The organism is Pengzhenrongella phosphoraccumulans, assembly GCF_045689905.1.
GTDB lineage: Bacteria > Actinomycetota > Actinomycetes > Actinomycetales > Cellulomonadaceae > Pengzhenrongella > Pengzhenrongella phosphoraccumulans.
On sequence record NZ_CP144210.1, the window covers coordinates 3,240,266 to 3,266,061 of the forward strand.

At 68.9% G+C, this 25,796-nt stretch carries 26 protein-coding genes and 1 pseudogene; 6 read left to right on the plus strand and 21 right to left on the minus strand.

Annotated elements, in window-relative coordinates; all coding sequences use genetic code 11:
* Nucleotides 1-579 precede the first annotated feature (579 nt).
* The 6 genes and pseudogenes from VTA80_RS14930 to VTA80_RS14955 all read left to right on the plus strand — a co-directional run bounded on the left by VTA80_RS14930 (nt 580) and on the right by VTA80_RS14955 (nt 6,490).
* The gene (locus VTA80_RS14930; RefSeq protein ID WP_407341879.1) at nt 580-1,530 is read left to right on the plus strand and encodes a ferritin-like domain-containing protein; all 951 of its coding nucleotides are present in this window, start codon (nt 580-582) and stop codon (nt 1,528-1,530) included.
* A 362-nt stretch (nt 1,531-1,892) separates the two neighbouring features.
* Complete coding sequence (locus VTA80_RS14935) at nt 1,893-2,660, plus strand: hypothetical protein (protein WP_407341880.1); 768 nt, start codon at nt 1,893-1,895, stop codon at nt 2,658-2,660.
* A 199-nt stretch (nt 2,661-2,859) separates the two neighbouring features.
* Entirely contained in the window at nt 2,860-4,227 is a 1,368-nt protein-coding gene (locus VTA80_RS14940; RefSeq protein WP_407341623.1) for an ISL3 family transposase, read from the plus strand.
* A gap of 109 nt (nt 4,228-4,336) precedes the next feature.
* Nucleotides 4,337-4,852 carry a class F sortase gene (locus VTA80_RS14945; protein ID WP_407341881.1) on the plus strand — a complete coding sequence of 172 codons (516 nt, stop codon included), beginning with the start codon at nt 4,337-4,339 and terminating at the stop codon, nt 4,850-4,852.
* 71 nt (nt 4,853-4,923) lie between these two features.
* A pseudogene (locus VTA80_RS14950) lies at nt 4,924-5,454 on the plus strand (integrase core domain-containing protein); the annotation flags it as partial.
* A gap of 316 nt (nt 5,455-5,770) precedes the next feature.
* The gene (locus VTA80_RS14955) at nt 5,771-6,490 is read left to right on the plus strand and encodes a class I SAM-dependent methyltransferase (protein WP_407341882.1); all 720 of its coding nucleotides are present in this window, start codon (nt 5,771-5,773) and stop codon (nt 6,488-6,490) included.
* A 193-nt stretch (nt 6,491-6,683) separates the two neighbouring features.
* Here the strand turns inward: VTA80_RS14955 and VTA80_RS14960 are convergent, their stop codons facing one another.
* The 21 genes from VTA80_RS14960 to VTA80_RS15060 form a co-directional block, all read right to left on the minus strand.
* Nucleotides 6,684-8,183 (minus strand): GNAT family N-acetyltransferase, encoded by a 1,500-nt coding sequence (locus VTA80_RS14960; RefSeq protein ID WP_407341883.1) that lies wholly within the window; start codon nt 8,181-8,183, stop codon nt 6,684-6,686.
* Nucleotides 8,183-8,599 carry a hypothetical protein gene (locus VTA80_RS14965; protein ID WP_407341884.1) on the minus strand — a complete coding sequence of 139 codons (417 nt, stop codon included), beginning with the start codon at nt 8,597-8,599 and terminating at the stop codon, nt 8,183-8,185. The genes VTA80_RS14960 and VTA80_RS14965 overlap by 1 nt, the downstream gene beginning before the upstream one ends.
* Nucleotides 8,596-9,804, minus strand: a complete 1,209-nt coding sequence (locus tag VTA80_RS14970; protein ID WP_407341885.1) for a DUF6544 family protein — start codon at nt 9,802-9,804, stop codon at nt 8,596-8,598. Before VTA80_RS14970 ends, VTA80_RS14965 begins: the two co-directional genes overlap by 4 nt.
* Entirely contained in the window at nt 9,801-10,208 is a 408-nt protein-coding gene (locus VTA80_RS14975; protein WP_407341886.1) for a hypothetical protein, read from the minus strand. The genes VTA80_RS14970 and VTA80_RS14975 overlap by 4 nt, the downstream gene beginning before the upstream one ends.
* A 60-nt stretch (nt 10,209-10,268) precedes the next feature.
* The gene (locus tag VTA80_RS14980) at nt 10,269-12,830 is read right to left on the minus strand and encodes an ABC transporter permease (protein WP_407341887.1); all 2,562 of its coding nucleotides are present in this window, start codon (nt 12,828-12,830) and stop codon (nt 10,269-10,271) included.
* Nucleotides 12,830-13,657 carry an ABC transporter ATP-binding protein gene (locus tag VTA80_RS14985; RefSeq protein ID WP_407341888.1) on the minus strand — a complete coding sequence of 276 codons (828 nt, stop codon included), beginning with the start codon at nt 13,655-13,657 and terminating at the stop codon, nt 12,830-12,832. The genes VTA80_RS14980 and VTA80_RS14985 overlap by 1 nt, the downstream gene beginning before the upstream one ends.
* Nucleotides 13,658-13,768: 111 nt before the next feature.
* The gene (locus VTA80_RS14990) at nt 13,769-14,317 is read right to left on the minus strand and encodes a TetR/AcrR family transcriptional regulator (protein WP_407341889.1); all 549 of its coding nucleotides are present in this window, start codon (nt 14,315-14,317) and stop codon (nt 13,769-13,771) included.
* A gap of 258 nt (nt 14,318-14,575) precedes the next feature.
* On the minus strand, nt 14,576-14,818 hold the full coding sequence (locus VTA80_RS14995) for a hypothetical protein (protein ID WP_407341890.1): 243 nt from the start codon (nt 14,816-14,818) through the stop codon (nt 14,576-14,578).
* An 81-nt stretch (nt 14,819-14,899) separates the two neighbouring features.
* Complete coding sequence (locus VTA80_RS15000) at nt 14,900-15,661, minus strand: ABC transporter permease (RefSeq protein ID WP_407341891.1); 762 nt, start codon at nt 15,659-15,661, stop codon at nt 14,900-14,902.
* Nucleotides 15,658-16,587: an ATP-binding cassette domain-containing protein gene (locus VTA80_RS15005; protein ID WP_407341892.1), complete on the minus strand. Its 930-nt coding sequence runs from the start codon at nt 16,585-16,587 to the stop codon at nt 15,658-15,660. The genes VTA80_RS15000 and VTA80_RS15005 overlap by 4 nt, the downstream gene beginning before the upstream one ends.
* A complete protein-coding gene (locus tag VTA80_RS15010) occupies nt 16,584-16,904 on the minus strand; it encodes a PLD nuclease N-terminal domain-containing protein (RefSeq protein WP_407341893.1) in 321 nt (106 codons plus the stop codon). Before VTA80_RS15010 ends, VTA80_RS15005 begins: the two co-directional genes overlap by 4 nt.
* A gap of 103 nt (nt 16,905-17,007) precedes the next feature.
* Complete coding sequence (locus tag VTA80_RS15015) at nt 17,008-17,718, minus strand: hypothetical protein (RefSeq protein WP_407341894.1); 711 nt, start codon at nt 17,716-17,718, stop codon at nt 17,008-17,010.
* Entirely contained in the window at nt 17,715-18,272 is a 558-nt protein-coding gene (locus tag VTA80_RS15020) for a helix-turn-helix domain-containing protein (RefSeq protein ID WP_407341895.1), read from the minus strand. Before VTA80_RS15020 ends, VTA80_RS15015 begins: the two co-directional genes overlap by 4 nt.
* A gap of 159 nt (nt 18,273-18,431) precedes the next feature.
* The gene (locus VTA80_RS15025) at nt 18,432-18,614 is read right to left on the minus strand and encodes a hypothetical protein (protein ID WP_407341896.1); all 183 of its coding nucleotides are present in this window, start codon (nt 18,612-18,614) and stop codon (nt 18,432-18,434) included.
* A gap of 65 nt (nt 18,615-18,679) precedes the next feature.
* Entirely contained in the window at nt 18,680-19,489 is an 810-nt protein-coding gene (locus VTA80_RS15030; protein WP_407341897.1) for a CPBP family intramembrane glutamic endopeptidase, read from the minus strand.
* 64 nt (nt 19,490-19,553) lie between these two features.
* Entirely contained in the window at nt 19,554-19,811 is a 258-nt protein-coding gene (locus VTA80_RS15035) for a VOC family protein (RefSeq protein WP_407345788.1), read from the minus strand.
* A 132-nt stretch (nt 19,812-19,943) separates the two neighbouring features.
* A complete protein-coding gene (locus VTA80_RS15040) occupies nt 19,944-21,143 on the minus strand; it encodes a DUF6544 family protein (RefSeq protein WP_407341898.1) in 1,200 nt (399 codons plus the stop codon).
* Nucleotides 21,140-21,538, minus strand: coding sequence for a hypothetical protein (locus VTA80_RS15045; protein ID WP_407341899.1), 399 nt, complete (start codon nt 21,536-21,538; stop codon nt 21,140-21,142). Before VTA80_RS15045 ends, VTA80_RS15040 begins: the two co-directional genes overlap by 4 nt.
* Nucleotides 21,539-21,606: 68 nt before the next feature.
* A complete protein-coding gene (locus VTA80_RS15050; protein WP_407341900.1) occupies nt 21,607-24,168 on the minus strand; it encodes an ABC transporter permease in 2,562 nt (853 codons plus the stop codon).
* Entirely contained in the window at nt 24,168-24,995 is an 828-nt protein-coding gene (locus VTA80_RS15055; RefSeq protein WP_407341901.1) for an ABC transporter ATP-binding protein, read from the minus strand. The genes VTA80_RS15050 and VTA80_RS15055 overlap by 1 nt, the downstream gene beginning before the upstream one ends.
* A 130-nt stretch (nt 24,996-25,125) precedes the next feature.
* Nucleotides 25,126-25,674 carry a TetR/AcrR family transcriptional regulator gene (locus VTA80_RS15060; protein WP_407341902.1) on the minus strand — a complete coding sequence of 183 codons (549 nt, stop codon included), beginning with the start codon at nt 25,672-25,674 and terminating at the stop codon, nt 25,126-25,128.
* Between the last annotated feature and the right edge of the window lie 122 nt (nt 25,675-25,796).

The window sequence follows — 25,796 nt, forward strand, 5'->3', positions numbered from 1 at the left end:
GACCAGTTCGAGCTCATTGACGCGATCTGGGTTCAGTTCGATGTATCGGGCGCCTGGGCTGCGCCGCTACGTTCACTCGTCGACCTCGTCCCTGACGCGGTGGATGCTCAACGAGGTGGGTGCGCCGGCGTCGGATGAGGTTGGCAGCTGCTGCGGCAGCATCTACGCCAGCTCGCGCGTGCACGTCGACGCCGGGTCGCGAGTCGCGTCTAGGGCGAGGTTCGCAGCGAACAAGCTGACCGGCGTGGAGCGCGCCCGAACCCTGGTGGTGGTGACGTTGAGCCCGTTCGTGGACCTGCCTCCGATCCAGATCCACGCCCAGCCCCTCGACCAGGGCGAGTACTCGCGCTCGATCTCGACAAAGGGCTGGCTTGAGCTGCCTGCCCACCTTGCGGCAGACCGAAGTCCTCCGTACGCCCGGGGCGTGCCACCGAAGACTGATCTAGGGGGTGCTCGCGCAACAGGTCCGGATGTGAGACTGTCGTTTTGGCCCCTTTGGTCCTGTTTGTGACCGTCGATGGGCTCTGGCCCTGTGCGACCTACTGCACGTCGGTCGCTCGTCCCCGACCAAGGAGCATCATGTTTGATCAGAAATTTGTCCGGACCGCCATCGACCGGAGCGCGGAGAACGCGCTGGACCGTCGCAGGTTCCTGCGCGCGGCTGGCCTGGCCGGCGTCGTGGGCGCGGGCGCTGTTGCGGTCGGCGCCTCTCCCGCTTCGGCTAGCGACGACGACTATGAGCATGACAGTCCCCATAAGCGGCCCAGTGACGGTGCCATCCTCAACTTCGCTCTCAACCTGGAGTACCTCGAGGCCGAGTTCTATGTGCGCGCGGTCACCGGTGCAGGGCTCGCCGACAACCTGCTCGATGGCAAGGGCAAACGCGGCCAGGTCACCGGTGGCCGTCAGGTCAACTTCCAGACGCCCGCGATCCGCCAGTACGCGCGCGAGATCGCCGGCGACGAGCTCGCGCATGTCACGTTCTTGCGCGCTGCTCTTGGCAAGGCAGCCGTCGCCGAGCCGGACATCAGCCTCGACGCAGCGTTCGCTGCCGCGGCGGCGGCGGCGGGCTTCGACGCGTTCGCGAACGAGACCAACTTCCTGCTCGCGGCGTTCATCTTCGAAGACGTGGGCGTCACGGCCTACAAGGGCGCAGCCCCGTTGATCCACAACAAGACCTACCTCGAAGCCGCCGCTGGCATCCTCGCCGTCGAGGCGTACCACGCAGCGAACATCCGCACCTCGCTGGCCGCGCAAGGACTCGCAACGCCGTCCGCGATGATCTTCCAGACCGTCCAGGCCATCTCCGACCTGCGCGACGGTGTCGACAACAGTTTCGACGACGACCAGGGCATCGGGACTGCGGACGCCATCAACATCGTGCCCACCGACACCAATGGAATCGCGTTCAGCCGCAGCCCCGGTGATGTCCTCAACATCGTCTACCTGACGCCGGACAAGGCCCGCCGTGGTGGTTTCTTCCCCCAGGGCGTCAACGGGCCACTCAACACCAGCAGCGCACTGGCGTAAGTCCTCACGGGCGGCCAGACGTGGACCGCAGGATGTGCACCACTCAGTGTCGTCGCCCCCGCCTTCGAAGAACCCGTCTGGGCTCGCTCGAAAACGATCTGGGTTCCCCCTGCTGAGAGAACCGCCGCACGAGCGCGCAACTGGCCGCTCTTTCCCCCGCGTCGATGCGGAGTACCGACGCGGGGGCAAGAGCGATCGGGGGCGTAGCGGGATGGAGAGAACGACGCGTCGACTCGGATGTTGACGCTCGCGAGGCTCGCACCGATCCGGACCCATCCGGGGGAGTTCTCGTTCCGAACTATCCGTGTCAGCAGCATCCCGACCCGTGGCGGCACGCAGTGTCCGCCGGTAATGGAGTTCCCATGCGTACCAGTCACAAGCTCGCCACCGCGGCATTCGGCGCCGCCTTCCTTCTTCCGTTGGGTATGTCCTCGGCGTTCGCCGCCGACGGCGACGTCAACGCGAACCTCGCCCCGGTCGCGCTCAACGGCGTCACGGGTTCGGGCACGGCCATGGTCAAGGTCCAGGGGACCACGATCACGGTCACGATGGCCGCCACCGGGCTGCTGGCCGACTCTCCGCACGCCGCGCACATCCACTTCGGTGCCGACGCCCGTCACGAGTGCCCGGTCGCCGCGGACGACGCCTCGGCGGACGGCACGCTGAACACCACAGAGGGCGGACCCGCGTACGGTCCGATCATCGTCTCGCTCACCAAGACCGGTGACACCAGCCCCACCAGCGGTCTCGCGGTGGACCGGTTCGACACTGCCCCGGGCGGGAACCTGTCCTACGAGCGCGGCTCGATCACGGTGTCCGCCGAGGAGGCCCAGGCGATCGCGGACGGCAAGTCCGTCGTCGTCATCCACGGCGTGGACCACAACGGCAACGGCAAGTACGACGGCGACGTGAAGTCCGAGCTCGACCCCGCGCTGCCGACCGAGGCTACCGACCCGGCCCTGTGCGGGGTCCTGACCGCCGCGCCCGCGGGTTCGATGGCGACCGGCGCGGGTGGGGCCGCGCCGGCGGGCACCGACTCCGGGATCCTGATCGCCGCCGGGACCGGCCTCCTGCTGGCCGCCGCGGGCACCGGGGTGTTCGCCGCCCGTCGTACCCGCGTGAAGGCGTAGTGCGCAACACCCTGGCCCGCCCCGGCCGCCGCGGCATCCTCGTCGCGGCGGCCGTGGTGCTCGCCCTGGGTGGCGGTCTAACCGGGCTCTACGAAGTTAACCGGGCAACGGTGGGGTGGGTCGTGGACGTAGTGGGCCCGTGACCTCGGTGATCATGGCTGTATCGAGCAGGACATGGTCATAGAGCGAGGTCACGGGCTTGGTTCAGGGTACGCATGTGCAGGGGGTCCCTCCGGTCGTGGTTTCGGGGGTGTCGCGGTTGTTGGACCTGGAGGGGTTGGCGGTCCGGGAGATCACGGCGGACGGGTGCGGTGGTCGGGTCGTGCACGTGGTCACGGCGGACCTGGCGGCGTCGGCGTGCCCGTCGTGCGGGGAGTTCTCCACCGCACTCAAGGGCCATGTGACCACGAGGCCGCGGGACATCCCGTATGGGACCAGGCCGCTGCGCCTGGTGTGGCACAAGCAGCGGTGGCGGTGCGTGGACCAGCGGTGCGCGCGGGGCTCGTTCACCGAACAGGTCCCCGCCGCGCGGCCCGGGGCGCGCCTGACGCGGCGGTTGCGGGCCGAGCTCGCCGACGCGGTCGCAGTCCAGCACCGGTGCGTGGCCGAGGCCGCGGAGTTCTACAAGGTGGGGTGGTCCACGGTCCACGACGCGTTCGTCGCCCGCGTCGACCCGGTCCTGGCGAAGCCCCTGCCCCTCGTGCGGGTACTGGGCATCGACGAGACCCGACGTGGCAGACCGGTCTGGGCCCACGACCCCGACACCGGCCGGTGGGTGCTGGCCTGCGACCGGTGGCATACCGGGTTCGTGGACGCGGACGGCACCGGCGGGCTCCTCGCGCAGGTCGAGGGCCGCTCAGCAGCCTGCGTGTCGGGGTGGTTGCTCGCTCAGCCGGCGTCGTGGCGGGCCGCGATCACGCACGTGACCATCGACTTGTCCGCGTCGTTCGCCAAGGGTGCCCGCGACGGCCTGCCGGGCGCCATCCAGGTCGCCGACAGGTATCACCTGGTCCAGCTCGCCAACGACACCACGACCGCGGTCCGTCAACGCACCGTGCGGGAGGCCACCGGGCGTCGGGGCCGCAAGATCGACCCGGCCTGGCAGGTCCGGCGCCAGCTGCTCACCGCACACGAGCGGCTGCGTCCGGCGAAGTTCGCCACGATGTGGAACGCGCTGCTCGACACCGGCGAGGCGGGCGTGGAGATCCTGGGCGCCTACATCGTCAAGGAGGACCTTCGTGCGTTGCTCGCTCTGGCCGGGACCCATCCCGAGCGGGCCGTGATCTGTCGGCGGCTGACCACGTTCTACGAGCACGCCGCCGCGTCGAGCGCACCCGAGGTCCACCGACTCGCCGCGACCGTCGACCGGTGGTGGCCGGCCGTGCTGGCGGGCCTCGAGACGGGGTACTCGAATTCACGGTCGGAGGGCTACAACCGCCTGGCCAAACACGTGGGAAGAGACGCTTTCGGGTTCAGAAACCCGGTCAACCAACGCCGCCGCATACGCTGGGCATGCACCCGTCAGCACCGACGGGCGGCAGCCGTGAAAACCCCGCTGCCCGGCTAACTTCGAAGAGCCTCTAACCGTCGCGGCCGGGCTCGCCGGGCCCGACGGGCCGCCGCAACCCAGCCGGGACCCGATCGCAGTGACCGACACCGGCCCCGATCCAGACCGTGTGGCCGCACCGGCGGCCCCGGTTGCCCCCGCCGATGCGGCGGCCGATCTCGGCCCACTGCTGGCGGCGTCCGCTCCGGTCGCGCTCGACATCCCGAGCATCGACGTGCACAGCACCGACCTCGTCCCCCTGTCTGTCGGGTCCGACGGCGTCCTGCCCGCACCCACCGACTTCGGGGCCCCGGGGTGGTACACCGGCGGGCCGACCCCCGGCCAGCTCGGACCGGCCGTCATCGCCGGTCACGTGGATGGACCCGCCGGCCCGGCGATCTTCTACCGCCTCGGCGAGCTCACCGCAGGGTCCGAGGTCACGATCACGCGCGAAGACGGCACGGCGGCGAGATTCACGATCGATTCCGTCGCCAGGTACGCGAAGGCCGACTTCCCCACCTCGCTGGTCTACGGCAACACGACCAACCGCGCCGAGCTGCGCCTGATCACCTGCGGCGGCGCGTTCAACCGGGCCACCGGACACTACGTCGACAACGTCATCGCGTTCGGGCACCTCATTGCCTGACTCGGGCACCTGTTCCGACCCCGCGGTGACCGGAGTGCATGGCCCACCAAGGCATTCCCGACCTGCCAGAACGGGCCAAGGCCAAGGGCGCCAAGGCCGGGTACGTCTACCTGCACTCCGCCATCGACGGGTACTCCCGCCTGGCCTACACCGAGCACCTGCCTAACGAGCAGGCGTCCACGACCATCGGGTTCTTCCACCGGGCCCGGGCGTTCTTCGCCGCCCACGGCATCATCCGCATGACCCGGGTGATCACCGACAACGGGTCCAACTACACCGCCCGCGCGTTCCACCGCACCGTCTCAGCCGTGGCCCGCCACCAGCGCATCCGGGCCTTCACCCCGCGGCACAACGGCAAGGTCGAGCGCTACAACCGGACCCTGGCCGAAGAGCTCCTCTACGCCCGGGTCTGGACCTGCGAGGCCGACCGCGCCGCCGCGATCACGGTCTGGAACATCCACTACAACTACCATCGAGCCCACACTGCCATCTGGAACCAGCCCCCGGCCTCACGCCTCCACGCAGGCGTCACCAACGTCATGAGCCAGAACACCTACGGGCACCCGCGCCCGGTGACCCGAGTTCGCTCTCTGGGAGAATGACGCCGCCGCGCTAAGGCAAGCGACAGCGCGGCAACAGACAGACCCACATTCAGAGGATCACGACGTCGTGCCTGCCGGGCCAGGTCGCCGCGACACCACTTAGCGCCAACTATCAGGTGTCTCGCCGAGTAGGCGAGTCGCTTTGACCGGCTCGATGCCAAACTGCGGTTGGCGGCTACCTTGATGTTTGGATGTTTGGGCAAGCGTCAAACGGTTGCGCCCCGGGTGAATACCCGGGTGAATACGTGGCACCGGGCCTGAGGGTGATGGCTCCCGATGGTCGGGCGGGGCGTCATGGCGAGGCTAGTCTTTGCACATGGTAGATGGGGTCGATACGAACGCCGGTATCTGGAAATCCAAGGCGATTGTCGAGAGCAGAGAGGCGACGGCCGGCGGGCGCGAGCAAAGAAACGCGGCGCAGTGGCGGCTTATGGGTGAACTCCTTCCCTTCGGTGAGCAGGACCCGTTTACTTTTTTGGATTTGGGAGCCGGGACTGGTCCAGCTGCTCGGACGATCCTGGGCCAGTATCCCTGCAGTTCCGCGATTCTGACCGACTTCTCATTGCCGATGATGGCCACCGGCGCGGTTGAGATGATGCCATTCGCTGGGCGCTTCGAGTACGTCGAGTTCGACATGTCTACGAACAACTGGCCCGACGCGATTCCGAGGATGGTTGACGCGGTCGTCACTTCGATGTGCATCCACCACATGCCCGATCGCCGAAAGCAGGGCCTATTCGCCGAAATCCTCGATCACCTCGTACCCGGTGGTTGGTACCTCAACTACGACTCGGTGAGTTCCGAGGATCAGGTCGTGGCAGACGCGTGGCAGCGAGTGGGCGATCTCGACCCCGAGACGAAACGTGTGCGCCTTCACGGCACGGAGCAGGAGCGGGTCCGCCGCGAGAATCACCTTCGGTACGTGATTCCTCTCGCACAACAGCTGGACTACCTTCAATCGGCGGGGTTTGGCGGGATAGACGTGTACTGGAAGCGTCTGGAAGATGTGATCTACGGCGGTCGCCGCCCAGCTTGAGATTCAGGCAAGCAGTGAGGGCCGCACTGCTTGCCAACGCCGCGACGGCTAGGTGTGACGACGACCGAGCTTTCGGAGCACGAAGGATCGTCATTCCCCCGAGACACCCGCGCGGGAGTCGAGATAGTCCTTCGTCAGGAAGATCGTGGGAATCAACGGGTTCAGCGTTGTCACTTCCGTACGTTTGCTTTGCCTACGTCGCCGAGTCGGGCATTTCGGGAGCGGGCGAGGTTCCTCCGGGTGCACGTTCGATTTCGATCTGGGTCTCAGTGCGCTCGAATCCGACGGATCGGTAGATCCGGATAGCGGGGTAGTCGGGGTCGGCGACCATGACGAGCGTCGTCGCGCCGAGAGTCGTCAACCCGTAGGTGCTCACGTGGTGCACGAGAGTGCCCGCCAAACCACGTCCGCGAGCCTCGCGATGGGTGTCGACGCTCTGGAACCGAGCGACACCCGAGCCGTCGGAGAACAAACCCATGCCCGAAACCATCTGTCCGTCCATGAACGCGCCGAACCACGACCCGGCGCCTGCTCGCTGGAGGGCGGCCATCGACTCCATCGCGTGGTCAAGGAACCGGCGGTAGCTCTGGGGGTCCCCGGCCGGTCCGTTCGCCATCCGCAGCCCGATCGCGGACTCGCGGTCGTGATCGTCGTCCAAGTCGAGCTTGCGGTACATCGCGTCACAGTTCGGGCGAGGCGGCGCGTGGACCGCGGTGGCGGTCATCACGGCGCTGGCCGACACGTCATATCCGGCTGCCGAGAACACGTCGTAGTCGGCCATGTCACCGCAGGTGCCGTCCACGCCGAAGGTGCGGTGGGACGCCTCGGGAAGTTCACGGGCAAAAGCCCGCTCCCAATCCCGAACGCCCCCAACGGTAGGCGGGTGACGAAATAGCAGGAAATTCCCCCACCAGAAATCGGAGTTATGCGGGCTACGAATCACCACGTAGTCGTCGTGATCCTCGACTGAACTCCCCTGAAGGGACAGGAGCATCAAGTCAGTCCTGAATCCAAGGGAGGAGATGCGCTCGAGGCCGATTCGAGCACTAGGGCCCTCGGCCAAACTCTGTGTGTGTCTCGCGCTGACCTGCCCTATGTCTTCGGTTTTGCCCGAGTGAGCATCGATTGGCGGCGGGCGCGGTGCGTTGCGAGCAGAGGTCTTGGAGGGCCTTTGTGGCCTGTATTGAGTTCGTGCCGGCGCAAGTGACTTCATGAACCAGTGTTCGGCGTAGCGGTCCTCGTTGAACGCGGGAACTTCGTCGTACCCAAGGGCGCAGTACAGCCGACGGGCCTCGACCAGATCGTGGCGGGTGTCTAGCCGCAGCACGGAGCGTGCGTGAGCGCGCGCGACCTCCTCGACCTCGCCCATGAGTAGGGCGCCGAGTCCACGGCGGCGGGCGTGCGGCGCGACGAAGACGCGGCAGACCTCGCCGACCCCATCGGGCAACAGGCGCAGGCCGGCGCACCCCAGGGCGACCTCGCCCTGCCGGGCGACCATGAAGATGCCACGCGGTCGCACCAGGTCATCGCTCGGGTCGTCGAGAAGTGCAGCGTCGATCTCTTCGTCGGTCGCGGCCCGGCCGTAGTAGGAGCTGGCGACGTCCTCGATGTACGACCGCAAGATATCTACGGCGCCGCGGGCATCCGGCGCCACAATCTCGATCCGCGCCGATTCACGCGAGTGGTCCATCATCAGGGCACCTGGGTGTACGCGAGAACCGCTGCAGTCGGCAGATGAAGCAGTCCGTCACGGGCGAGGTACCGACGGCTGAGCCGGTCGTACTGCGCCTTGAGGCGCGCGACCACGATCGGCGTCCGGGACTCAACTATCGCCCCGATCGACGCGATACCGCGCGCGGGGCCGCTCCACCACACCTTCGCATCCACGCGATGCACATACCGCACGGTCAGGGCCTCGACGCTCACCAGGCTCGCCCTCGTCAACAGATCCGCGAGCCCATCCGGGCTGCGCTCGAAGTCCAGGTTCGGGGCGAGGGGCGGGACCGGCACCACCTCGAGGTGAGCGCTCTCGACGATGTCGTCCCACACCTGGTGCAGCGCGATGGGGTGAGGGCTGTGGACGATGACGTGTTCCCACTCGAGACTCATTGCCGCCGACCTGGCTTTGACGCGCCGATGATCTGGGGCCGGGTGCGACGGCCTGGGTCAGTCGGGTCCTCCTGTGTGGTCGTCGGGTTGTAGGTGATGGCGTCGAGGTTGTACTCGAGGTAGGCGAACTCGCCGCAGGGGCTGGTGGTGTGCCAGTGGCCCTCCCCGTACGTGGCCAGGCGCCGGGTGCCGAGGCGGGCGTAGTCGCGCACGGGCGTGGACCAGCGTTGCGGGGTGGTGGCGCCGTCGAGGGTGGTGCTCATGCGGTCGTCGGAGACGAAGTCGGCGAGGTCGCCGTCGTCGAAGGTGAGGTCGGCGGTGACGGTCTGCGCGCCGTTGGTGAAGACGCCGCGGACGTGGTGGTCGTCGAGGGGTTGCCAGGTGATCGGTGCGTCGATCAGCGCCGCGGGGGCCAGGATGCACAGGTCGTTGAACAGCGTCACCGTCTCGGCCCGGTCCATGTCGGGACCGGCGGCGTCGACCATCGGCACCACCGAGCACACCTTGACGCGCATGGTGGCGGTCGAGCCGACCAGGACGTGCAGGACGTCGACCGGCAGGCCGAGCATCGTGGCGTCCATCCAGAACAAGCGACTCGGCGCGCTACCGAAGGTGTTGATCTGCTCGCCGGTGTACGTCATCCAGCGCGCGGTGGCACTCGAGCGGATCCGGCCGTGGATGCGGGCGTGGACGGACACGACGCGGGGCTGGCCCACGGCCCCGGACCGGCGGACATGCTCGGCGACGAGGTACGGCAGGTGGGCCAGGTCGGCCTCGGTCACCACGGCGCCGGCGCCCGTTGCGGGGCGGGGCGCGCCGAGCGCGACCGCGGCCCGGCGCTGGTACTCGGCGCGGTAGCTCGCCGGGCCGCGGGAGGCGAGGGCGTATCCCAGGGCGACCAGGAGCAGGAGGTTCGCCACCGTGCCGGTCCGGGCGTCGTCCCACGACGTGACGATCACGGCCTGGGAGAGCACGACAGCGACGGTGCCGACCACCCACCACCGTCGATTGCGCGCGGCGAGCAGCACCCCGGCGGCCACGACGACCGCCGCGGCAGCCAGCCAGGCGACACCCATCGCCGGGCTGATCGGCTCGGGCAGGGCAGCCACCTCGGCCCAGCCCAGTCCCTTGGCCGCGCCGAGCAGGTGGATCAGGCCATGCCCGACCACCACCGCGACGACGAACCACCGCACCGCGCTCCTCATCGGAGCACCGCCTGGTCGTCGCGGGACCGGTCCGCCTGGGAGAGGCGGATCGAGGCGACCAGGGCGATCGCTCCGGTGAGCAGGTACAGGCCCTGCAGCCAGCTGAAGCCCTCGACGAGGAAAGTCTCGCCGAGAATCCAGCCGACCATGACGGCACCCGCCGCGGAGCTGATGACCAGCGCCCGCCGCCAGTGGGCCAGCAGAGCGGTCGCCCCGAGCGACGCGGTCCCGCCGATCACCACGGCCAGGAAGATGCCGGGAATGACGAACGATTCGAACGGGGTGTGACGGAGCAGGTCGATGGGGACGCCGAGGCCCCCGACGATCAACGCGATCCCACCGCCCACCGCCGAGACGGCGTTGAACAGGTGGAGTCCGACGACGGTTCGTCGCGTGGCTGGCATGGAGTGCGCCTCGGGTCTCTGGTGGCTGGTGCGCGGTCGGGTGGTGGTCACGTTGATGCCTCAGTCGGAGGAGACGGCGTCGAGCACGGGCAGGCGGGCGGCGCGGGACGCGGGCCACAGCGCCGCAAGGACCCCGACGACGGCGGCCAGGGCCACCATCCCGGCGAGCTGCGCCCACGGGATCGCGAGCGTGGTCAGGCCGACTCCAGTGAACACTCCAGGCAGCGCCGCCGCTACGGCCACCCCGAGGGCGACGCCGACGACGGTGCCGAACACAGCGGTCAGGATGGACTCGATGGTGATGATCCCGGCGAGCTGAAGCCGGCCCAGGCCGACGGCGCGCATGAGGCCGATCTCGCGGGTCCGCTCGATGACGCTCAGCGCCAGGGTGTTGACGATGCCGAGGATCGCGATCACGATCGACAGCCCGAGCAGCGCGTACAGGATCACCAGGATCTGGTTGACCTGGTCGGCCAGCTCGGCGGCGAAGTCCTCGGCGTCGAGCACCGAGAGCACGACATAGGGCGCAGCGACGCCGACGAGGTCGGCGCGCAGCGCGGCCGGGGTCGTTCCGGGGGCCGCGGTGACCAAGAGGTCCTCGATGGTGGTCTGGGCGGGTTCGACGACCTGCGCGAGCAGGTCGTCGGACGCGATGATCGGGGAGCCGATCAGTTGGGTGTCGACGATCGCGCCGATCCGGGCGGTGGTGGTGGCTGTGGCGGTGGTGAACGACACCTGGTCGCCGAGCGACCAGCCGCGCTCGGTGGCGGTGTCGTTCTTGACGGCGATCTGGCCGTCGGCGAGGGTGTCGAGCGAGCCGGCGACGGTGTCGATGGCGACGCTGCGACCGAACGCGGCCGGAGCGATACCGACGACCATGGTCGGGCTGTCGGGCGAGGCGGTCTCGCCCGGTCCGGCGGCGATGGCCGGTCCGTAGCTGAGCACGTCGAGCGCGGCGACCGAGTCGAGGCTGCGGACGTCCGCGACGGCGCCGAGCGGCACGCTGCCGGTGGCGGACTGGATGGAGAAGTCCGAGGTCCACCCGGCGTCGACGATGGACTTCGTGGAGGCGGTGGCGGATGCGGCCAGGACCGAGACGGCCCCGACCAGTGCCATGCCGATCATCAGCGCGCCGGCGGTGTTCGCGGTGCGCCGCGGGTGGCGGATCACGTTGCCGCGGGCCAGGCGACCCAGCGGCCTGACGGCGGCGACGAACACCGCGGCCAGGACACCCAGGGTGTGCCGGGCGATCACGGGCGCCAGGAGCAGCACCCCGACCACCAGACAGAGCGCACCCAGGCCGAGCAGCGTCGCGCCGTTGGACTCTGGTGCGACCAGGGCCGAGATCAGACCGGCCACACCCGGCACGACGACGAGTAGGCCCGCGATCGTGCGGGTCCGCAGGGACTTCTCGGTCGCGGTGGCCTCCCGCATGGCCTCGACCGGAGCGGTCAGTGCGGCGCGGCGGGCGGGCAGGGCCGCGGCGGCGACGCTGACGACGGTGCCGATGACCAGCGAGATGACGACGGTGGAGGTGTCGAGAGGGATGGACCCGGACAGGTCCATGCCGACCATCTCGAAGCCGATGCGCAGCAGGGAGACCAGGCCCAGCCCGGCGGCGATCCCGAGGGCGGAGCCGACCAGGCCCACGACGGCGGCCTGGGTCAGGATGGAGGCGAACACCTGGCTGGGGGACGCGCCGAGGGCGCGCAGCAGGGCGAACTCACGCATCCGCTCGCGCACCGACATCGAGAACGTGTTGGAGATGATGAACGCCCCCACGAACAGGGAGATCCCGGCGAAGATCAGCATGAACGTCGCCACGAACCCGAGCTGGCCCTCGATGTCGGTGCGCGCCTCGGCGCGCATCGCCTCCCCGGTCGACACCTCGGCCGCGGCGGCCTTCTGGCCGACGAGCACGGGGGTCAGATTCGCGACCAGGTCCGCCTCGGACACGTCGGGGTTGGCGTACACGGAGATGGTGGAGACCCTGCCGTCCGGGGAGTAGGCCGCGGTCGCGGTCGCCACATCGACGTAGACGATGGTGGCTCCGGCTGCCGGGGCTCCGAACGAGACCTCGCCGACGACCTGCACGTCGTGGATCTGCCCGGCCACCACGGTCTTGGTCTGCTCGCCCACGGCTAGCCCGGAGGAGGCCAGGGTCGCGGATTCCAGGGCGATCTCGCCCGGCCCGGCCGGTGCGCGGCCGTGCACGACCTTCAGGGTGGTGTCCTGGGGGTACAGGGCCATGGCGAAGCTCGGTGACTGGGTGGACAGGACCGCGGTGCCGTCCGCGCCGACCAGCACTACAGGGCCGGAGATGTCCGCGAACGCCTTGTCCACACCATCGACTCCCGCAATCGAGGTCGCGAGGGCGGCCGGGATGGTGTTGCGGGTTTCGCCCGTGGTGCCGGTCGTGCTCATCCCGACGGCGGGTTTGGCGCCGCGCACGTACGCGTCGGCGGGCATGGAGGAGTCGACGATCCCGGTGAAGGTCGAGCTCATCATGGTGCGCAGCGAGAACGTGCCGGCCACGAAAGCGACCCCGAGGGTCACGGCCAGGACGGACAGGGCGAACCGGACCAGGTGGGCGCGGATCCCGCGCAGCGCGACGCGGCCCATCAGGCACCCACCGCAACGAGCTCACGGGCGTTGGCGGCGTCGTCGACCGAGCTCAGGGACCCGAGGATCTCCAGCACCGAGGCCTGGGTCGGGTTGGTCAGCTCGGCGACCAGACGGCCGTCGGCGAGGAAAAGCACCCGGTGGGCGTAGGCCGCGGCGCGGGGGTCGTGGGTGACCATGACCACGGACTGGCCCAGGTCGTCCACCGACCGGCGCAGGAAGCCCAGCAGCTCGGTGGCGGATTTGGAGTCGAGGTTCCCGGTGGGCTCGTCGGCGAAGATCACCGCTGGCTTGGCGACCAGGGCGCGGGCGCATGCGACGCGCTGCTGCTGGCCGCCGGAGAGCTCGGACGGGCGGTGGTGCAGGCGGGTCTTGAGGCCGACGGCGGCCACGATCGCGTCGAAGTGGGTGCGGTCGACCGGGCGGCGGGCGATGTCCAGCGGCAGCGTGATGTTCTCGGCCGCAGTCAGGGTCGGGACCAGGTTGAACGCCTGGAAGATGAACCCCAACCGGGTCCGGCGCAGCTTGGTCAGCTGGCGCTGGTTCATCGACCCGACGTCCTCACCGTCGATCACCACCGTGCCGGCGGTGACCGTGTCCAACCCGGCCATGCAGTGCATCAGGGTCGACTTGCCCGACCCGGACGGGCCCATGACCGCGGTCAGCTCCCCGCGGGCGAAGTCCACATCGATCCCCGCCAGGGCCTGCACCGCGGTGTCCCCGGTGCCATAGGTCTTGACCAGCCCCCGCGCCGAGGCGATCACCGACGTCGAGGTAGCTGTCTGGGAGGGGATCTCGCGAGGTGTGATGGTCACGTTGCTGGTCATGCTGGTCCTGTCTGAGGGGGTAATGGGCGGTGCATGGGGGTGGTGCGGGGCGAAAGTGGGCGTGCGCGATCCACGCGGGTGCTGCGGTGTGGTGGGGCGGAGGGTCGGGGGTCAGTCGGTGGCGGCGCCGTAGCGGGCAAAGACGAGGTCGACGGCCGTGCGGGCGTAACCGGCCTCGATGGGCTCGCCCGTGATGAGCAGGCTGAAGTACAGAGGGCCGACGAGCGTGTTGAGCACGAAGTCGACGTCGGTCTGCCCGGAGAGCTGGCCGCGGGCGATGCCGCGCTCGATGGCGGCGCGCCAGTGGGCCTGGTTGGGCTTGATGACCAGGTCGCGGTAGTTGGCCGCGAGCACCGGGTCGGCGGCCAGCTCGGCCACCAGGCCGGGCAGCACGCGCCCGAGCGGTGTGTGGGTCAAGGCGGCGATGAGCTGTTCGGTCAGGGCGAGCAGGTCCTCGGAGGCGCTGCCCGAGTCGTTGTCCTTGCCGGGGCGCATCTGGGTGACCATCGCCTCCACGACGAGCTGGGACTTCTGCGACCACCGCCGGTAGATGGCGGGCTTGCTCACCCCCGCCCGACGGGCGACCTCCGCCACGGTCACCTGGACGTAGCCGACTTCGGAGAGCAGCTCGACCGTGGCTCGCAGGATCGTCTGGTCCATGTCCGGGTCGCGGGGACGACCACGGTCACTCCCGCGACCACCTGGGCGGCGCGGTGCCAGCATTGACTCGGACATGAGGACCAACTCTCTATTTGCGGCTCTGGTAGTAACGTAACAGAGCCGAGCTAGTTCCGCAACCAAAAGTTACGGAACTATCAAGATTGCTTCTCGTCCAGCAGGACCGGGTCGGGTATCTGCTGCTGCGGCGGCTGTGTGCAGATCAGGTAGAGCCACGGCGCGGGTCGTCCTTGGACATGCTCAAGGCTGACCGCGGTCCAGCCAAAGGTCGGCCCGGGTGCCGTCGGACCGTTGGACAAGAAGACCGTGTTGTTCGAAGAAGAGCGCGTCGTGTCCGGGGCCGGTTCCGATTTCGAGCATGCGTGAGCCTGCTGGAAGCAGCGACACGACGCGGTGCAAGAGTTCCTCGTATGTCGGGTGGGGCGTCGGGTTCGAGGCGCCCAGGTAAGCCTCGACTCCCTGCTCGTAAAGGGCCAGGGTCATGGAGACGTTCTGTCATGGAGACGTTCGATTGTCTGTCGGAGTCCACAGGGACATTTTCCGATCCTGGCGATTTGCTCGCGGCTACAGCTCGTTGCGCCGAAACACCCCTGCCGCGAGCGCGACGAGGCCGACCGCGAGCAGCAGGGAGGTGAGCACCGGCCAGAGCACCGCGCTGTCGCGCCCCGCCGCGATTGAGGTAGCCGCCGCGCCAAGACCCGCCGGCGTGTACCGACCCAGCGGCTCCCATACCCCGGCGATCGAGAGCAGCGCATACGCCCCGAGCCCTGCTCCGGCGGCGCCGGCCGCGGCCCGGATGACCACGGAGAAGAACGTCATCAGGGCGATGAAGAGGATCCCGAGCGCGAGGCACGTCAGTGCCGAGGACCACAGCGCCGAACCGGGCGCGTTCCCGAAGGCGGCCGCCGTCAGCCCCCAGGTCACCAGCGTCCCGGCGACCACGAGGATCGCGAGGAATGCCGAGTGCACGGCCACCTTGGCGACGACGAAGGCGGTGCGCGAGACCGGCTTGGTGAGCACCAGTACCGCGGTCCCGCTCCTGCTCTCTGCCGAGACGATGCTCCCATAGACGATGATCAGTGCGAACAGGGCCGTGCCGGACAAGTTCTTGATCCACTGCGCATACGCGTCGAGATAGGTCGGATCCGGCAGCTGCAGCCCACCGAGCTGGTCGGCGGCCAACGCGGCCACGATCTCGGGAGTGAACCTGGCCATGACCGGTCCGGTCAGCGCGAAGAACAGCAGGATCCCGGGAAGCACCCAGATGCGCCACGTGCGCAGGATCTCGAAGGCTTCCTTGCGGGCGAACACCACGAACCCGCTCATCGCCGGTCACCGCCGACGAGGTCGACGAAGACCTCTTCGAGGCCGAGCTCGCCTGCCTCCAGGCGGGACAACCCCGATTGGCGGGCCGCGACGATCGCCGGGATCTGCCGTTGTGCCTTGTCCATGTCTGTCACCGTGATCTCGATCGCACCGTTCGGCCTGCGCGTGACGGTGGTCGCCCAGGGTTCGAGCTCGATCTCCTGGGCGAGCTCGTCGGCGCTGTCGGTCACCTCGACCACCACCTTCTGGACCCCGTAGCGCGCCTTGAGCTCGTCGATGTGTCCATGGGCGACCACCTGACCGCGGTCGAGAATCGCGACGGTGTCACACACGCGCTCGACGTCGGCCAGGATGTGCGTGGAGAAGAACACCGTGGTGCGCCCCCGAAGCGACGCCAGCATGTCCAGCACGTCCTTGCGGCCCATCGGGTCGAGAGCGCTGGTCGGCTCGTCGAGCAGCAGCAGGCGCGGCGCGTTGATGAGGGCCTGGGCCACCCCGAGCCGCTGCTTCATGCCGCGCGAGAACCCGCCGATCTTCGTGGTCACCCCGCACAGCCCCGCCAGGTCGAGCAGCATCCCGGTCCGTTCGTCCAGGACCGGCCCCCGGATCCCGAACAGCCCCCCGGCGAACCGCAGGAACTCCTGCGCCGTCATCCATTCGTAGAAGCCCGGGACGTCGGGCAGGAAACCGATCTGGGCACGAACCCAGTTGCTGGTCGAGGCGACGTCGCGCCCGAGGATCTGCACCGAGCCGGCGGTGGGCCGGGCGAGCCCGGTCAGAAGCCGGAGCATGGTCGTTTTGCCTGCCCCGTTGGGTCCGAGGAACCCGAACACCGAGCCCTCCTCGACCACCAGGTCCACGCCGTCAAGCGCGCGCTTGTCGCCGTAGACCTTCGTCAGCCCCGCGGTGAGGATCGCGGCGGTCATGCCCGCTCCGTATCGCTGCGCGGGCTGTACAGGGCGTCGGCGATCGTGTCGGTGCGCGTCGATGACGTCCCGGCCGGTGCTGAGATCTCGTCGATCGCGGCCGGCTTGCGCGCGGTTACGAGGTAGAGGATCGGACCGATGATGTTCGCCAGCACGATGACCGCCACCCAGACCCACTTGTTCGCGAGCAGCACCCGGTCGGTCGGCCTGCGGTAGAGATCGAGCAGCGCAATCACCTCGAGGGTGATCTGGACCAGGCCGACGACGACCAGCGCCACGAGGACGCCGACGGGGAGCGAGGACAGGTTGGAGGGCATCAGGACATTCCTCTTCTAGGCAGTGCGGGTTCTAGAGCAGCGCAGCTTCCAGACAGTCCAGGGAATCCGCCGCGGCTGCGCGCCAGCAGCGGATTCGGAAGCCTCACCCCACGACGGCGATACCCGAGGCGACGATGCCGGCGGCGAGCACCACGATCGCGGTACCGAGCACGGCGAGCTCGACGCGAGCGACGGAGCGCTTCGCGTAGCGAACGGCCAGCATGTTCGTGAGCGTGTGCACCACGACCGTGACCAGCACCAGCCACGGCTGGGCGAAGATCAGGAGGGTGAACCCGAGGTGCAGTCCGGCGGCGCTGAAGCGCTCAAGGATCGCCCAGAACGGGCCGGTGCTCTGCGGCCCGGCCTGGTCGAGAAGGAGTTCTCGAAGCTCGACGGACTTGGGGCCGTCCTTTGTCAGCAGGCTCGCGATCACGAGCACATTGACGGCGATCATCACCACTTCGATCGCCATCCAGCCCGCGCCCGCCCACGCCGCGGCGGGGCTGCTGCGCAGGACCAGCACGACGAGAAGCAGCCGGACGCTCTCCTCTGCCGGGCCCGATGCCAGCCCGACGACGGTCGTGGCCCGTTCCTTGGTCGTGAGCCGGCTCGCGATCAGCGCAACGGGTTGACGCAGCGCGAGGGCGAGAATCCAGCCCGCCGCGCCGAGGGCCGCGGGCACCACCTGAGGCGGGCCGAGCCACATGGCCAGCGCCAGGAACACGACCACGGGAACGCCCAGCACGGCGATTCCGTTCACGCGGGACTGGGCGGCCAACTTCTGCAGATCGGTGTCCAGCTCAAGCGCGGTCACAGGTCTTCCTTCTGGGTGGGGTCGAGCGGGAACAGCACGGTGGCGAGCAGTCGGGGCGTGCGGCCATCGCCGGCCTCGTTCTGCGCGAGGGGAGCAAGGAGGGCGCGCAGTGAGGTGATGAACGCGGCGAACTCGTCGTCCGTCAGGTGCAGCACCGCCTCGCGGTACCCCACGCCGTCGGCCTCGAGGTCGATGACGTCTCGGTCGAGGTAGCGACTGAACTGACCGATCAGGTCGGTGGCGAACATCGAGAAGAAGCGGAAGTGGTCCTCGCGGGTCGCGTCGGCCAGATCCGCGCCGCTCAGCATCGCGGCCCCGGTGACAAGGGCGTAACGGCGCTCCAGGACACCGCGCACGGGGCGTTCGGCCACGACCTCGATCACGCCGGCCTCGAGCAGCGTGCTCAGGTGCCGGTACAGGCTGGCCTGAGGGATGTCGGGGACCGCCGTGGCGAGAGCCTTCGTGGTCAGCGCCCCCGCAGCTAGGGTGCGGATGATGCGCAGTCGCTGCGGATGCAGGATTACCTTGCTCTTGCGTGCTCCATCCGTTCCCATAATTAAGAATGTTATCACTTCTGGGAGCGATCGAGTTGTCACGGCGGTTGGATGCCGGATGCGGGCGCCTCATCGGGTCAGATAGAGGTAGAACGGCTGCGTTGTGGTTCGGTGCACTCAACTTGATAGGAACCCGCTGGTGGCCACCCAGAGGCGCAGTCAGCGCGGCGTGATCGAGCCGGTGATCAAGTACGGCTCGAGGACGAGGCGGAGGAGTCGTTCGCCGTCCGCGGACTCGTCGGGGGTTTCGGCCAGTTCGCCCATGGCCAGCCACATCTCGGCGATCACCCACATGGCCTGGATGAGGTCGGCGAGGCCTTGGTCGTCCAGGGGACGCAGCACTCCATTCGAACGCCACGATCGCGCCAGGGCAAGGCAAGCGAGGCGGCGACGTCGTCAAGCTCGCCTCACCTTGGTGAAGGGTCCGTTCGTGAAGGCGCGGTGGGTGGAGTCGTTTGCCGCATCAGAATTACGCCGTATCCCGCAAACAAGACAATGTACGTGGAATAGATCAGCAAGTCCACGCTTGAAACTGCGCCAGGAATCGTACTGCGGGACGCGGTGAATCCCACGACGTCGGTCAACCCATGAATGATGACCAAGGGCCAAATGGCACCGGTGCGCAGGGTGATCGCGGCGAAACAGAATCCGAGCGCGCTCGCGTAGATCACTTGGATCCCGGTTCCGGTCGGGTCAGCGCCAGCAAACATGTTGAGCGAGTGCATGAGCCCAAAGCTTCCGGCCGAGATGATCGCCGCCTGCCACGGCCCTCGGCGGGAGATTGACTGCAGGATCATGCCGCGGAAAGCGACTTCTTCTGTGAAGCCGACCAGTGCCGCCAATACGAGGTAGAAGCCGACCTGCTTGAGGCCGATGTCACCGACCCGGGAGGCGACCGAGGGCACCATCACGAGTACCGGGAACAGCGGTACCCAGTACAGGCGCAGATCGCGCGGCGCGAGCGCGCGGAAGCCGACGGTTCGCCATAGACGGAAACGGGTCAACACGACGGCTGCAATGCATGCCAACGCGGCTTCGGCGAAGATCTCGACAGTTCCCCGCGGGAAACCCAGAGCGGCCGCTACTGCGCTCGAGGCGATCGAGACCGCAATGACCACGAGGATCACGGTTGTGAGGAGGTAGGGACGCCGCAAGATGTCGGGGACAGCCGGACTCTCAACCAAGTCCGCTACCTTGCCGCCGAGCATTTTTGCCATGCCTGACCGTAGGTTCGGCACTCGAACGGGATCGGGGTCAAACGTCCTCCGAAACGCGCGGCTGTCATGACTGCCCGGTCGCCGGTTCATTTTTCGCCCTCACAATGGATCTCGCATGCAGGAATAGACGGGAGTCGCCGTCCGGGTCGGTGAGCAAGCCCCAGGGCAGGGTGCCCTGGCTGATGATCGTCCGGCGCGCGCCGAGGCGCACGAGGCGCACACGGTGGTCGACCGCGGCGGACTCGTCGTCTGGGTGGAAGTCCGGATGTACTCGGCTCTTGGCGACATTGGGGTCGTGATTCGCGACGACGACGAGCCGAATCGTCGGTCAGGAGCGGGTCTGATCGACCTGTCCCGGGACTGCCGCACGACCGCTCAACTCATCGCGTCGGCCCACCACGTGCCCAGTTCGACGGTCTGCGGTGTGCGAACGACGTCGTGCTCCACTCGAGACTCATGAATGCGAATCTCGCCTCGTTTCCGTAGTGACCTGCGGTGGCGTGCTGGGATTGGGGTCGGGCGGGTCGGTCGGCGCGGGATTTGAGGTGATCGAGTCGAGGCGGTACTCGAGGTAGGCGAACTCGCCGTGGGCATCGGACGCCCAGCGCCCCTCCCCGGAGGTGGCGAGCCGCCTGGTACCGAGGCATGCGTAGGCCCGCACGGGTGTGGACCAGCGTTGTGGGGTGGTGGCGCCGTCGAGGGTGGTGCTCATGCGGTCGTCGGAGACGAAGTCGACCAGGTCGCCGTTGGCGAACGTGAGGTCGGCCGTAACGGTCTGCGCGCCGTTGGTGAACACCCCGCGCACGTGGTGGTCGTCCAGCGGTTGCCAGGTGATCGGTGCGTCGATCAGCGCCGCGGGGGCCAGGATGCACAGGTCGTTGAACAGGGTCACGGTCTCGGCCCGGTCCATGTCGGGCCCTGCGGCGTTGACCATCGGCACCACCGAGCACACCTTGACGCGCATGGTGGCCGTCGGGCCCACCAGGACGTGCAGGACGTCGACCGGCAGGCCGAGCATCGTGGCGTCCATCCAGAACAACCGGCTGGGTGCGGGACCGAACGTGTTGACCTGCTCACCGGTGTACGTCATCCAGCGCGCGCTGGCACCCGACCGAATTCGGCCGTGGAATCGGGCGTGCACGGACACCAACCGAGGCTGGCCGAGGGCCCCGGACCGGCGGATGTACTCGGCGACCAGGTCCGGGAGGGGGGCCAGGTCGGCTTCGCTCACCACTGCCCCAGCGCCCGTTCCCGGGTGGGGCTCGCCGAGCGCGACGGCGGTTCGCCGCTGGTACTCGGCGCGGTAGCTTGCCGGGCCGCGGGAGGCGAGGGTGTATCCCAAGGCGCCCAGGAGCAGGATATTCGCGAGCGTGCCGGTCCGGGCGTCGTCCCACGAGGTGATGATCACGGCCTGGGAGACCACGACGGCGAGGGTGCCGGCCACCCACCACTGGCGGTTGCGGGCGGCGAGCAGCACCCCGGTGGCCACGACGGTCACCCCGGCGGTCAGCCAGGCGGCGCCCATCGCTGGGCTGATCGGCTCGGGTAGGGCGGCCACCTCGACCCAGCCCAGTCCCTTGGCCGCGCCGGGCAGGTGGATCAGGCCATGCCCGACCGTCACGACGACGACAAACCACCGCACCACTGTTCTCATCGGAGCATCTCCTGGTTGGTGTGGGACCGCTCCGCCTGGGCCAGGCGGAGCGAGGCGACCACGACGATCGCGCCGGTGAGCAGGTACAGGCCCTGGAGCCAGCTGAAGCCTTCGACGAGGACGGTCTCGCCGGCGATCCAGCCGACCATGACAGCGCCCGCTGCCGCGCTGATGACCGTTGCCCGCCGCCGGTGGGTGAGCAGGGCGGTGGCTCCGATCGTCGCGCTGCCGCCGATGATCGCGGCGAGGAAGATCCCGGGTACGACGAACGACTCGAACGGGGTGTGCCGGAGCAGGTCGGTCGGGACGCCGAGGCCGCCCGTGATCAGGGCGATCCCACAGCCCACTGCCGAGACCGCGTTGTACAGGTGGAGTCCGACGACGGTTCGTCGCATGGCTGGCATGGTGTGCGCCTCGGTTCTCGGGTGGGTTGTTTCGGGCCGGGTGGTCGTCATGGGGGGCCTCAGTCGGAGGAGACGGCGTCGAGGACGGGCAGTCGGGCGGCTCGGGTCGCGGGCCAGAGTGCGGCCAGGACCCCGACGACGGCGGCCAGGGCCACCATGCCGGCGAGCTGGACCCAGGGGATCGCGAGCGTGGTTAGGCCGAGGTCGGCGAACACGGTCGGCATCGCGGCCGCCACGCTCACCCCGACGACGACGCCCACGACGGTGCCGAACACGGCCGTCAGGACGGACTCGATGGTGATGATCCCCGCGAGCTGGAGCCGGCCGAGACCGACGGCGCGCATGAGGCCGATCTCGCGGGTCCGTTCGATGACGCTCAGCGCGAGCGTGTTGACGATGCCGAGGATCGCGATGGCGATCGACAGCCCGAGCAGCGCGTACAGGATCACCAGGATCTGGTTGACCTGGTCGGCCAGGGCCGCGGCGAAGTCCTCGACGTCCAGCACCGAGAGCACCACGTAGGGGGCGGCCACGGCGACCAGATCGGCGCGCAGCGCGGCAGGGGTGGTGCCGGGTGCGGCCGTGATGAGGAGGTCCTCGACCGTGGTCTTCGCGGGCTCGACGACCTGTGCGAGCAGGTCGTCGGAGGCGATGATCGGGGAGCCCATCAGCTGGGTGTCCACGACAGCGCCGATGCGGGCGGTGGTGATGCCGGCCGGCGTGGTGAACGTCATCTGGTCACCGAGCGACCAACCGCGCTCGGTGGCGGTGTCGTTCTTGACCGCGATCTGGCCGCTGGCGAGGGTGTCCAGCGAGCCGGCGACGGTGTCGATGGTGACGCTGCGGTGAAACGCAGCGGGGGGGATCCCGACGACCATGGTCGGGCTGTCGGGCGAGGCGGTCTCGCCCGGTCCGGCCGCGACGGCGGGTCCGAAGCTGATCACGTCGACGGCGGCCACGGAGTCGAGGCCGCGGACGTCCGCGACGGCGCCGATCGGGACGTTGCCGGTGGCGGACTGGATGGAGAAGTCCGAGATCCACCCGGCCTCGACGATGGACCGGGTGGAAGCCGTGGCGGAGGCGGCCAGGACCGAGGCGGCCGCGACCAGGGCCATGCCGATCATCAGGGCGCCGGCGGTGTTGGCGGTGCGCCTCGGGTGGCGGATCACGTTGCCGCGGGCCAGACGGCCCAGGGGTTTGACGCCCGTGACGAAGACCGCGGCCAGGACACCCAGGGTGTGCTTGGCGATGACGGGTGCCAGGAGCAGCACCCCGACCACCAGCGCGAGTGCACCCAGGCCGAGCAGGGTGGAACCGTTGGACTCCGGCGCGAGCAGGGCCGCGATCAGCCCGGCGATGCCTGGTACGAAGACGATCACGCCGGCGATGGTGCGGTTGCGCAGGGACTTCTCGGTTCCCGTGGCGTCGCGCATGGCCTCGACCGGGGCGGTCAGGGCGGCGCGGCGGGCGGGCAGGGCCGCGGCGATGACGCTCACGACGGTGCCGATGAGCAGGGAGATGACCACGGTGGTCGTGCTCAGCGGGATGGACCCGGACAGGTCCATGCCCATCTTCTCGAACGCGATGCGCAGCAGGGAGACGAGGCCGAGGCCGGCGGCGATGCCCAGGGCGGAGCCGGCCAGGCCCACGACGGCGGCCTGGATGAGGATGGAGGCGAACACCTGGGTGGGGGACGCGCCGAGGGCGCGCAGCAGGGCGAACTCGCGCATGCGCTGGCGCACCGACATGGAGAACGTGTTGGAGATGATGAACGCGCCCACGAACAGCGAGATCCCGGCGAACACGAGCATGAAGGTCTGCACGAAGCCGAGCTGGCCTTCGATGTCGGTGCGGGCCTCGGCGCGCATCGCGTCACCGGTCAGGGCCTGTGCGGGGGCCTCCTTGGCGGCAGCCAGGACGGGGGCCAGGTCCGCGACCAGGTCGGCCTCGGAAACACCCGGTCCCGCATAGACGCTGATGGTCGGCACCATGCCGTCCGGGGAGTAGGCCGTGGTCGCGGTCGCCGCGTCGAGGTACACGATCGTGGCGCCGGCCATCGGCCCGCCGAGGGAAACCTCACCGACCACGTGGACGTCCTGGATGACGCCGGCGATGACGGCCTGGGTCTTGTCGCCGACGCTCAGGCCGGAGGAATCCAGGGTTGCCGATTCCAGGGCGATCTCGCCCGACTGGGTGGGGGCGTGGCCGTCGACGACGGTTGCGGTTGTGTCGCCGGGGTCCAAGGCGCCCCCGAAGCTGGGAGAATGGGTGGACTGCACTGCGGTGCCCTCCGCCCCGACCAGCACGATCGGGCCGGAGATGTCCGCGAACGCCCGATCCACGCCGTCCACGCCCGTGATCGTGCCTGCGAGGGTGGCCGGGATGGTGTTGCGGGTCTCGCCGGTGGTGCCGGTCGTGCTCAGCCCGGCGGCGGGTTCGGCGCCGCGCACGTACGCGTCGGCGGTCAAGGAGGACTCCACGATCCCGGTGAAGGTCGAGCTCATCATGGTGCGCAACGAGAACGTGCCGGCCACGAACGCCACCCCGAGGGTCACGGCCAGGACGGACAGCAGGAACCGGACCAGGTGCTCGCGGATCCCGCGCAGCGCGACGCGGCCCATCAGGCACCGACCGAGGTGAGCTCACGGGCGGTGGCGGTGTCGTCGGCGGCGTTGAGGGAGCCGAGGATCTCCAGGACTCCAGCCTGGGTCGGGTGGGTGAGCTCGGCGACCAGACGGCCGTCAGCCAGGAACAGCACCCGGTGGGCGTACGCGGCGGCGCGCGGGTCGTGGGTGACCATGACCACGGACTGGCCCAGGTCGTCCACCGACCGGCGCAAGAAGCCCAGCAGCTCGGTGGCGGACGTGGAGTCCAGGTTCCCGGTGGGCTCGTCGGCGAAGATCACCGCGGGCCGCGCGACCAGGGCCCGGGCGCACGCCACCCGCTGCTGCTGCCCACCGGACAGCTCGGACGGGCGGTGGTTCAGCCGCTTCTCCAGGCCGACGGCGGTCACGATCGCGTCGAACAGGGTGCGGTCGACCGGGCGACGGGCGATGTCCAGCGGCAGCGTGATGTTCTCCGCCGCGGTCAGGGTCGGGACCAGGTTGAACGCCTGGAAGATGAACCCCAACCGGGTCCGGCGCAGCTTGGTCAGCTGGCGCTGGTTCATCGACCCGACGTCCTCACCGTCGATCACCACCGTGCCGGCGGTGACCGTGTCCAGGCCGGCCATGCAGTGCATCAGGGTCGACTTGCCCGACCCGGATGGGCCCATGATCGCGGTCAGCTCCCCGCGGGCGAAGTCCACGTCGATGCCCGCCAGGGCCTGCACCGCGGTGTCCCCGGTGCCGTAGGTCTTGACCAGCCCCCGCGCCGAGGCGATCGCCGACGTCGTGGTGGCCGTCTCGGCAGTGGTGTGGGGAGGGGTGATGGTCACGTTGCTGGTCATGCCGGTCCTGTCTGAGGGGGTGGTGGGTGGTGCACGGGGAGAGGGGCGAGGTGAAAGTGGGCGTGCGGGATCCACGCGGGTGCTGTGGTGTGCGGGTGCTGTGGTGCAGCGGTGTGGATCAGTCGGGTTCTCAGCCGGCGGCGGCGCCGTAGCGGGCGAGGACCAGATCGACGGCCGTGCGGGCGTAGCCGGGGTCGATGGGCTCGCCGGTGATGAGGAGGCTGAAGTACAGGGGGCCGACAAGGGTGTTGAGTACGAAGTCAACGTCGGTCTGGTTGGAGAGCTGGCCGCGGGCGATGCCGCGTTCGATGGCGGCGCGCCAGTGGGCCTGGTTGGGCTTGATGACCAGGTCGCGGTAGCTGGCCGCGAGCACGGGATCGGCGGCCATCTCGGCCACCAGGCCGGGCAGCACGCGCCCGAGCGGTGTGTGGGTCAGGGTGTCGATGAGCTGTTCGGTGAGGGCGAGCAGGTCGTCGGCGGCGTTGCCCGAGTCGTTGTCCTTGCCGGGGCGCATCTGGGTGACCATCGCCTCTACGACGAGCTGGGACTTCTGCGACCACCGACGGTAGATGGCGGGCTTGCTCACCCCCGCCCGACGCGCGACCTCCGCCACGGTCACCTGCACGTAGCCGACTTCGGAGAGCAGCTCGACGGTGGCTCGCAGGATCGTCTGGTCCATGTCCGGGTCGCGGGGACGACCACGGTCACTCCCGCGACCACCGGGCCGGCGGGGTGCCAGCATTGACTCGGACATGAGGACCAACTCTCTATTTGCGGCTCTGGTAGTAACGTAACAGAGCC

Coding starts and splice junctions, on each gene's coding strand:
- VTA80_RS14930 (WP_407341879.1), top strand. CDS start 580: ATGTTTGATCAGAAATTTGTCCGGACCGCCATCGACCGGAGCGCGGAG.
- VTA80_RS14935 (WP_407341880.1), top strand. CDS start 1,893: ATGCGTACCAGTCACAAGCTCGCCACCGCGGCATTCGGCGCCGCCTTC.
- VTA80_RS14955 (WP_407341882.1), top strand. CDS start 5,771: ATGGTAGATGGGGTCGATACGAACGCCGGTATCTGGAAATCCAAGGCG.
- VTA80_RS14960 (WP_407341883.1), bottom strand. CDS start 8,183: ATGATGGACCACTCGCGTGAATCGGCGCGGATCGAGATTGTGGCGCCG.
- VTA80_RS14965 (WP_407341884.1), bottom strand. CDS start 8,599: ATGAGTCTCGAGTGGGAACACGTCATCGTCCACAGCCCTCACCCCATC.
- VTA80_RS14970 (WP_407341885.1), bottom strand. CDS start 9,804: ATGAGGAGCGCGGTGCGGTGGTTCGTCGTCGCGGTGGTGGTCGGGCAT.
- VTA80_RS14975 (WP_407341886.1), bottom strand. CDS start 10,208: ATGCCAGCCACGCGACGAACCGTCGTCGGACTCCACCTGTTCAACGCC.
- VTA80_RS14980 (WP_407341887.1), bottom strand. CDS start 12,830: ATGGGCCGCGTCGCGCTGCGCGGGATCCGCGCCCACCTGGTCCGGTTC.
- VTA80_RS14985 (WP_407341888.1), bottom strand. CDS start 13,657: ATGACCAGCAACGTGACCATCACACCTCGCGAGATCCCCTCCCAGACA.
- VTA80_RS14990 (WP_407341889.1), bottom strand. CDS start 14,317: ATGGACCAGACGATCCTGCGAGCCACGGTCGAGCTGCTCTCCGAAGTC.
- VTA80_RS14995 (WP_407341890.1), bottom strand. CDS start 14,818: ATGACCCTGGCCCTTTACGAGCAGGGAGTCGAGGCTTACCTGGGCGCC.
- VTA80_RS15000 (WP_407341891.1), bottom strand. CDS start 15,661: ATGAGCGGGTTCGTGGTGTTCGCCCGCAAGGAAGCCTTCGAGATCCTG.
- VTA80_RS15005 (WP_407341892.1), bottom strand. CDS start 16,587: ATGACCGCCGCGATCCTCACCGCGGGGCTGACGAAGGTCTACGGCGAC.
- VTA80_RS15010 (WP_407341893.1), bottom strand. CDS start 16,904: ATGCCCTCCAACCTGTCCTCGCTCCCCGTCGGCGTCCTCGTGGCGCTG.
- VTA80_RS15020 (WP_407341895.1), bottom strand. CDS start 18,272: ATGGGAACGGATGGAGCACGCAAGAGCAAGGTAATCCTGCATCCGCAG.
- VTA80_RS15030 (WP_407341897.1), bottom strand. CDS start 19,489: ATGGCAAAAATGCTCGGCGGCAAGGTAGCGGACTTGGTTGAGAGTCCG.
- VTA80_RS15040 (WP_407341898.1), bottom strand. CDS start 21,143: ATGAGAACAGTGGTGCGGTGGTTTGTCGTCGTCGTGACGGTCGGGCAT.
- VTA80_RS15045 (WP_407341899.1), bottom strand. CDS start 21,538: ATGCGACGAACCGTCGTCGGACTCCACCTGTACAACGCGGTCTCGGCA.
- VTA80_RS15050 (WP_407341900.1), bottom strand. CDS start 24,168: ATGGGCCGCGTCGCGCTGCGCGGGATCCGCGAGCACCTGGTCCGGTTC.
- VTA80_RS15055 (WP_407341901.1), bottom strand. CDS start 24,995: ATGACCAGCAACGTGACCATCACCCCTCCCCACACCACTGCCGAGACG.
- VTA80_RS15060 (WP_407341902.1), bottom strand. CDS start 25,674: ATGGACCAGACGATCCTGCGAGCCACCGTCGAGCTGCTCTCCGAAGTC.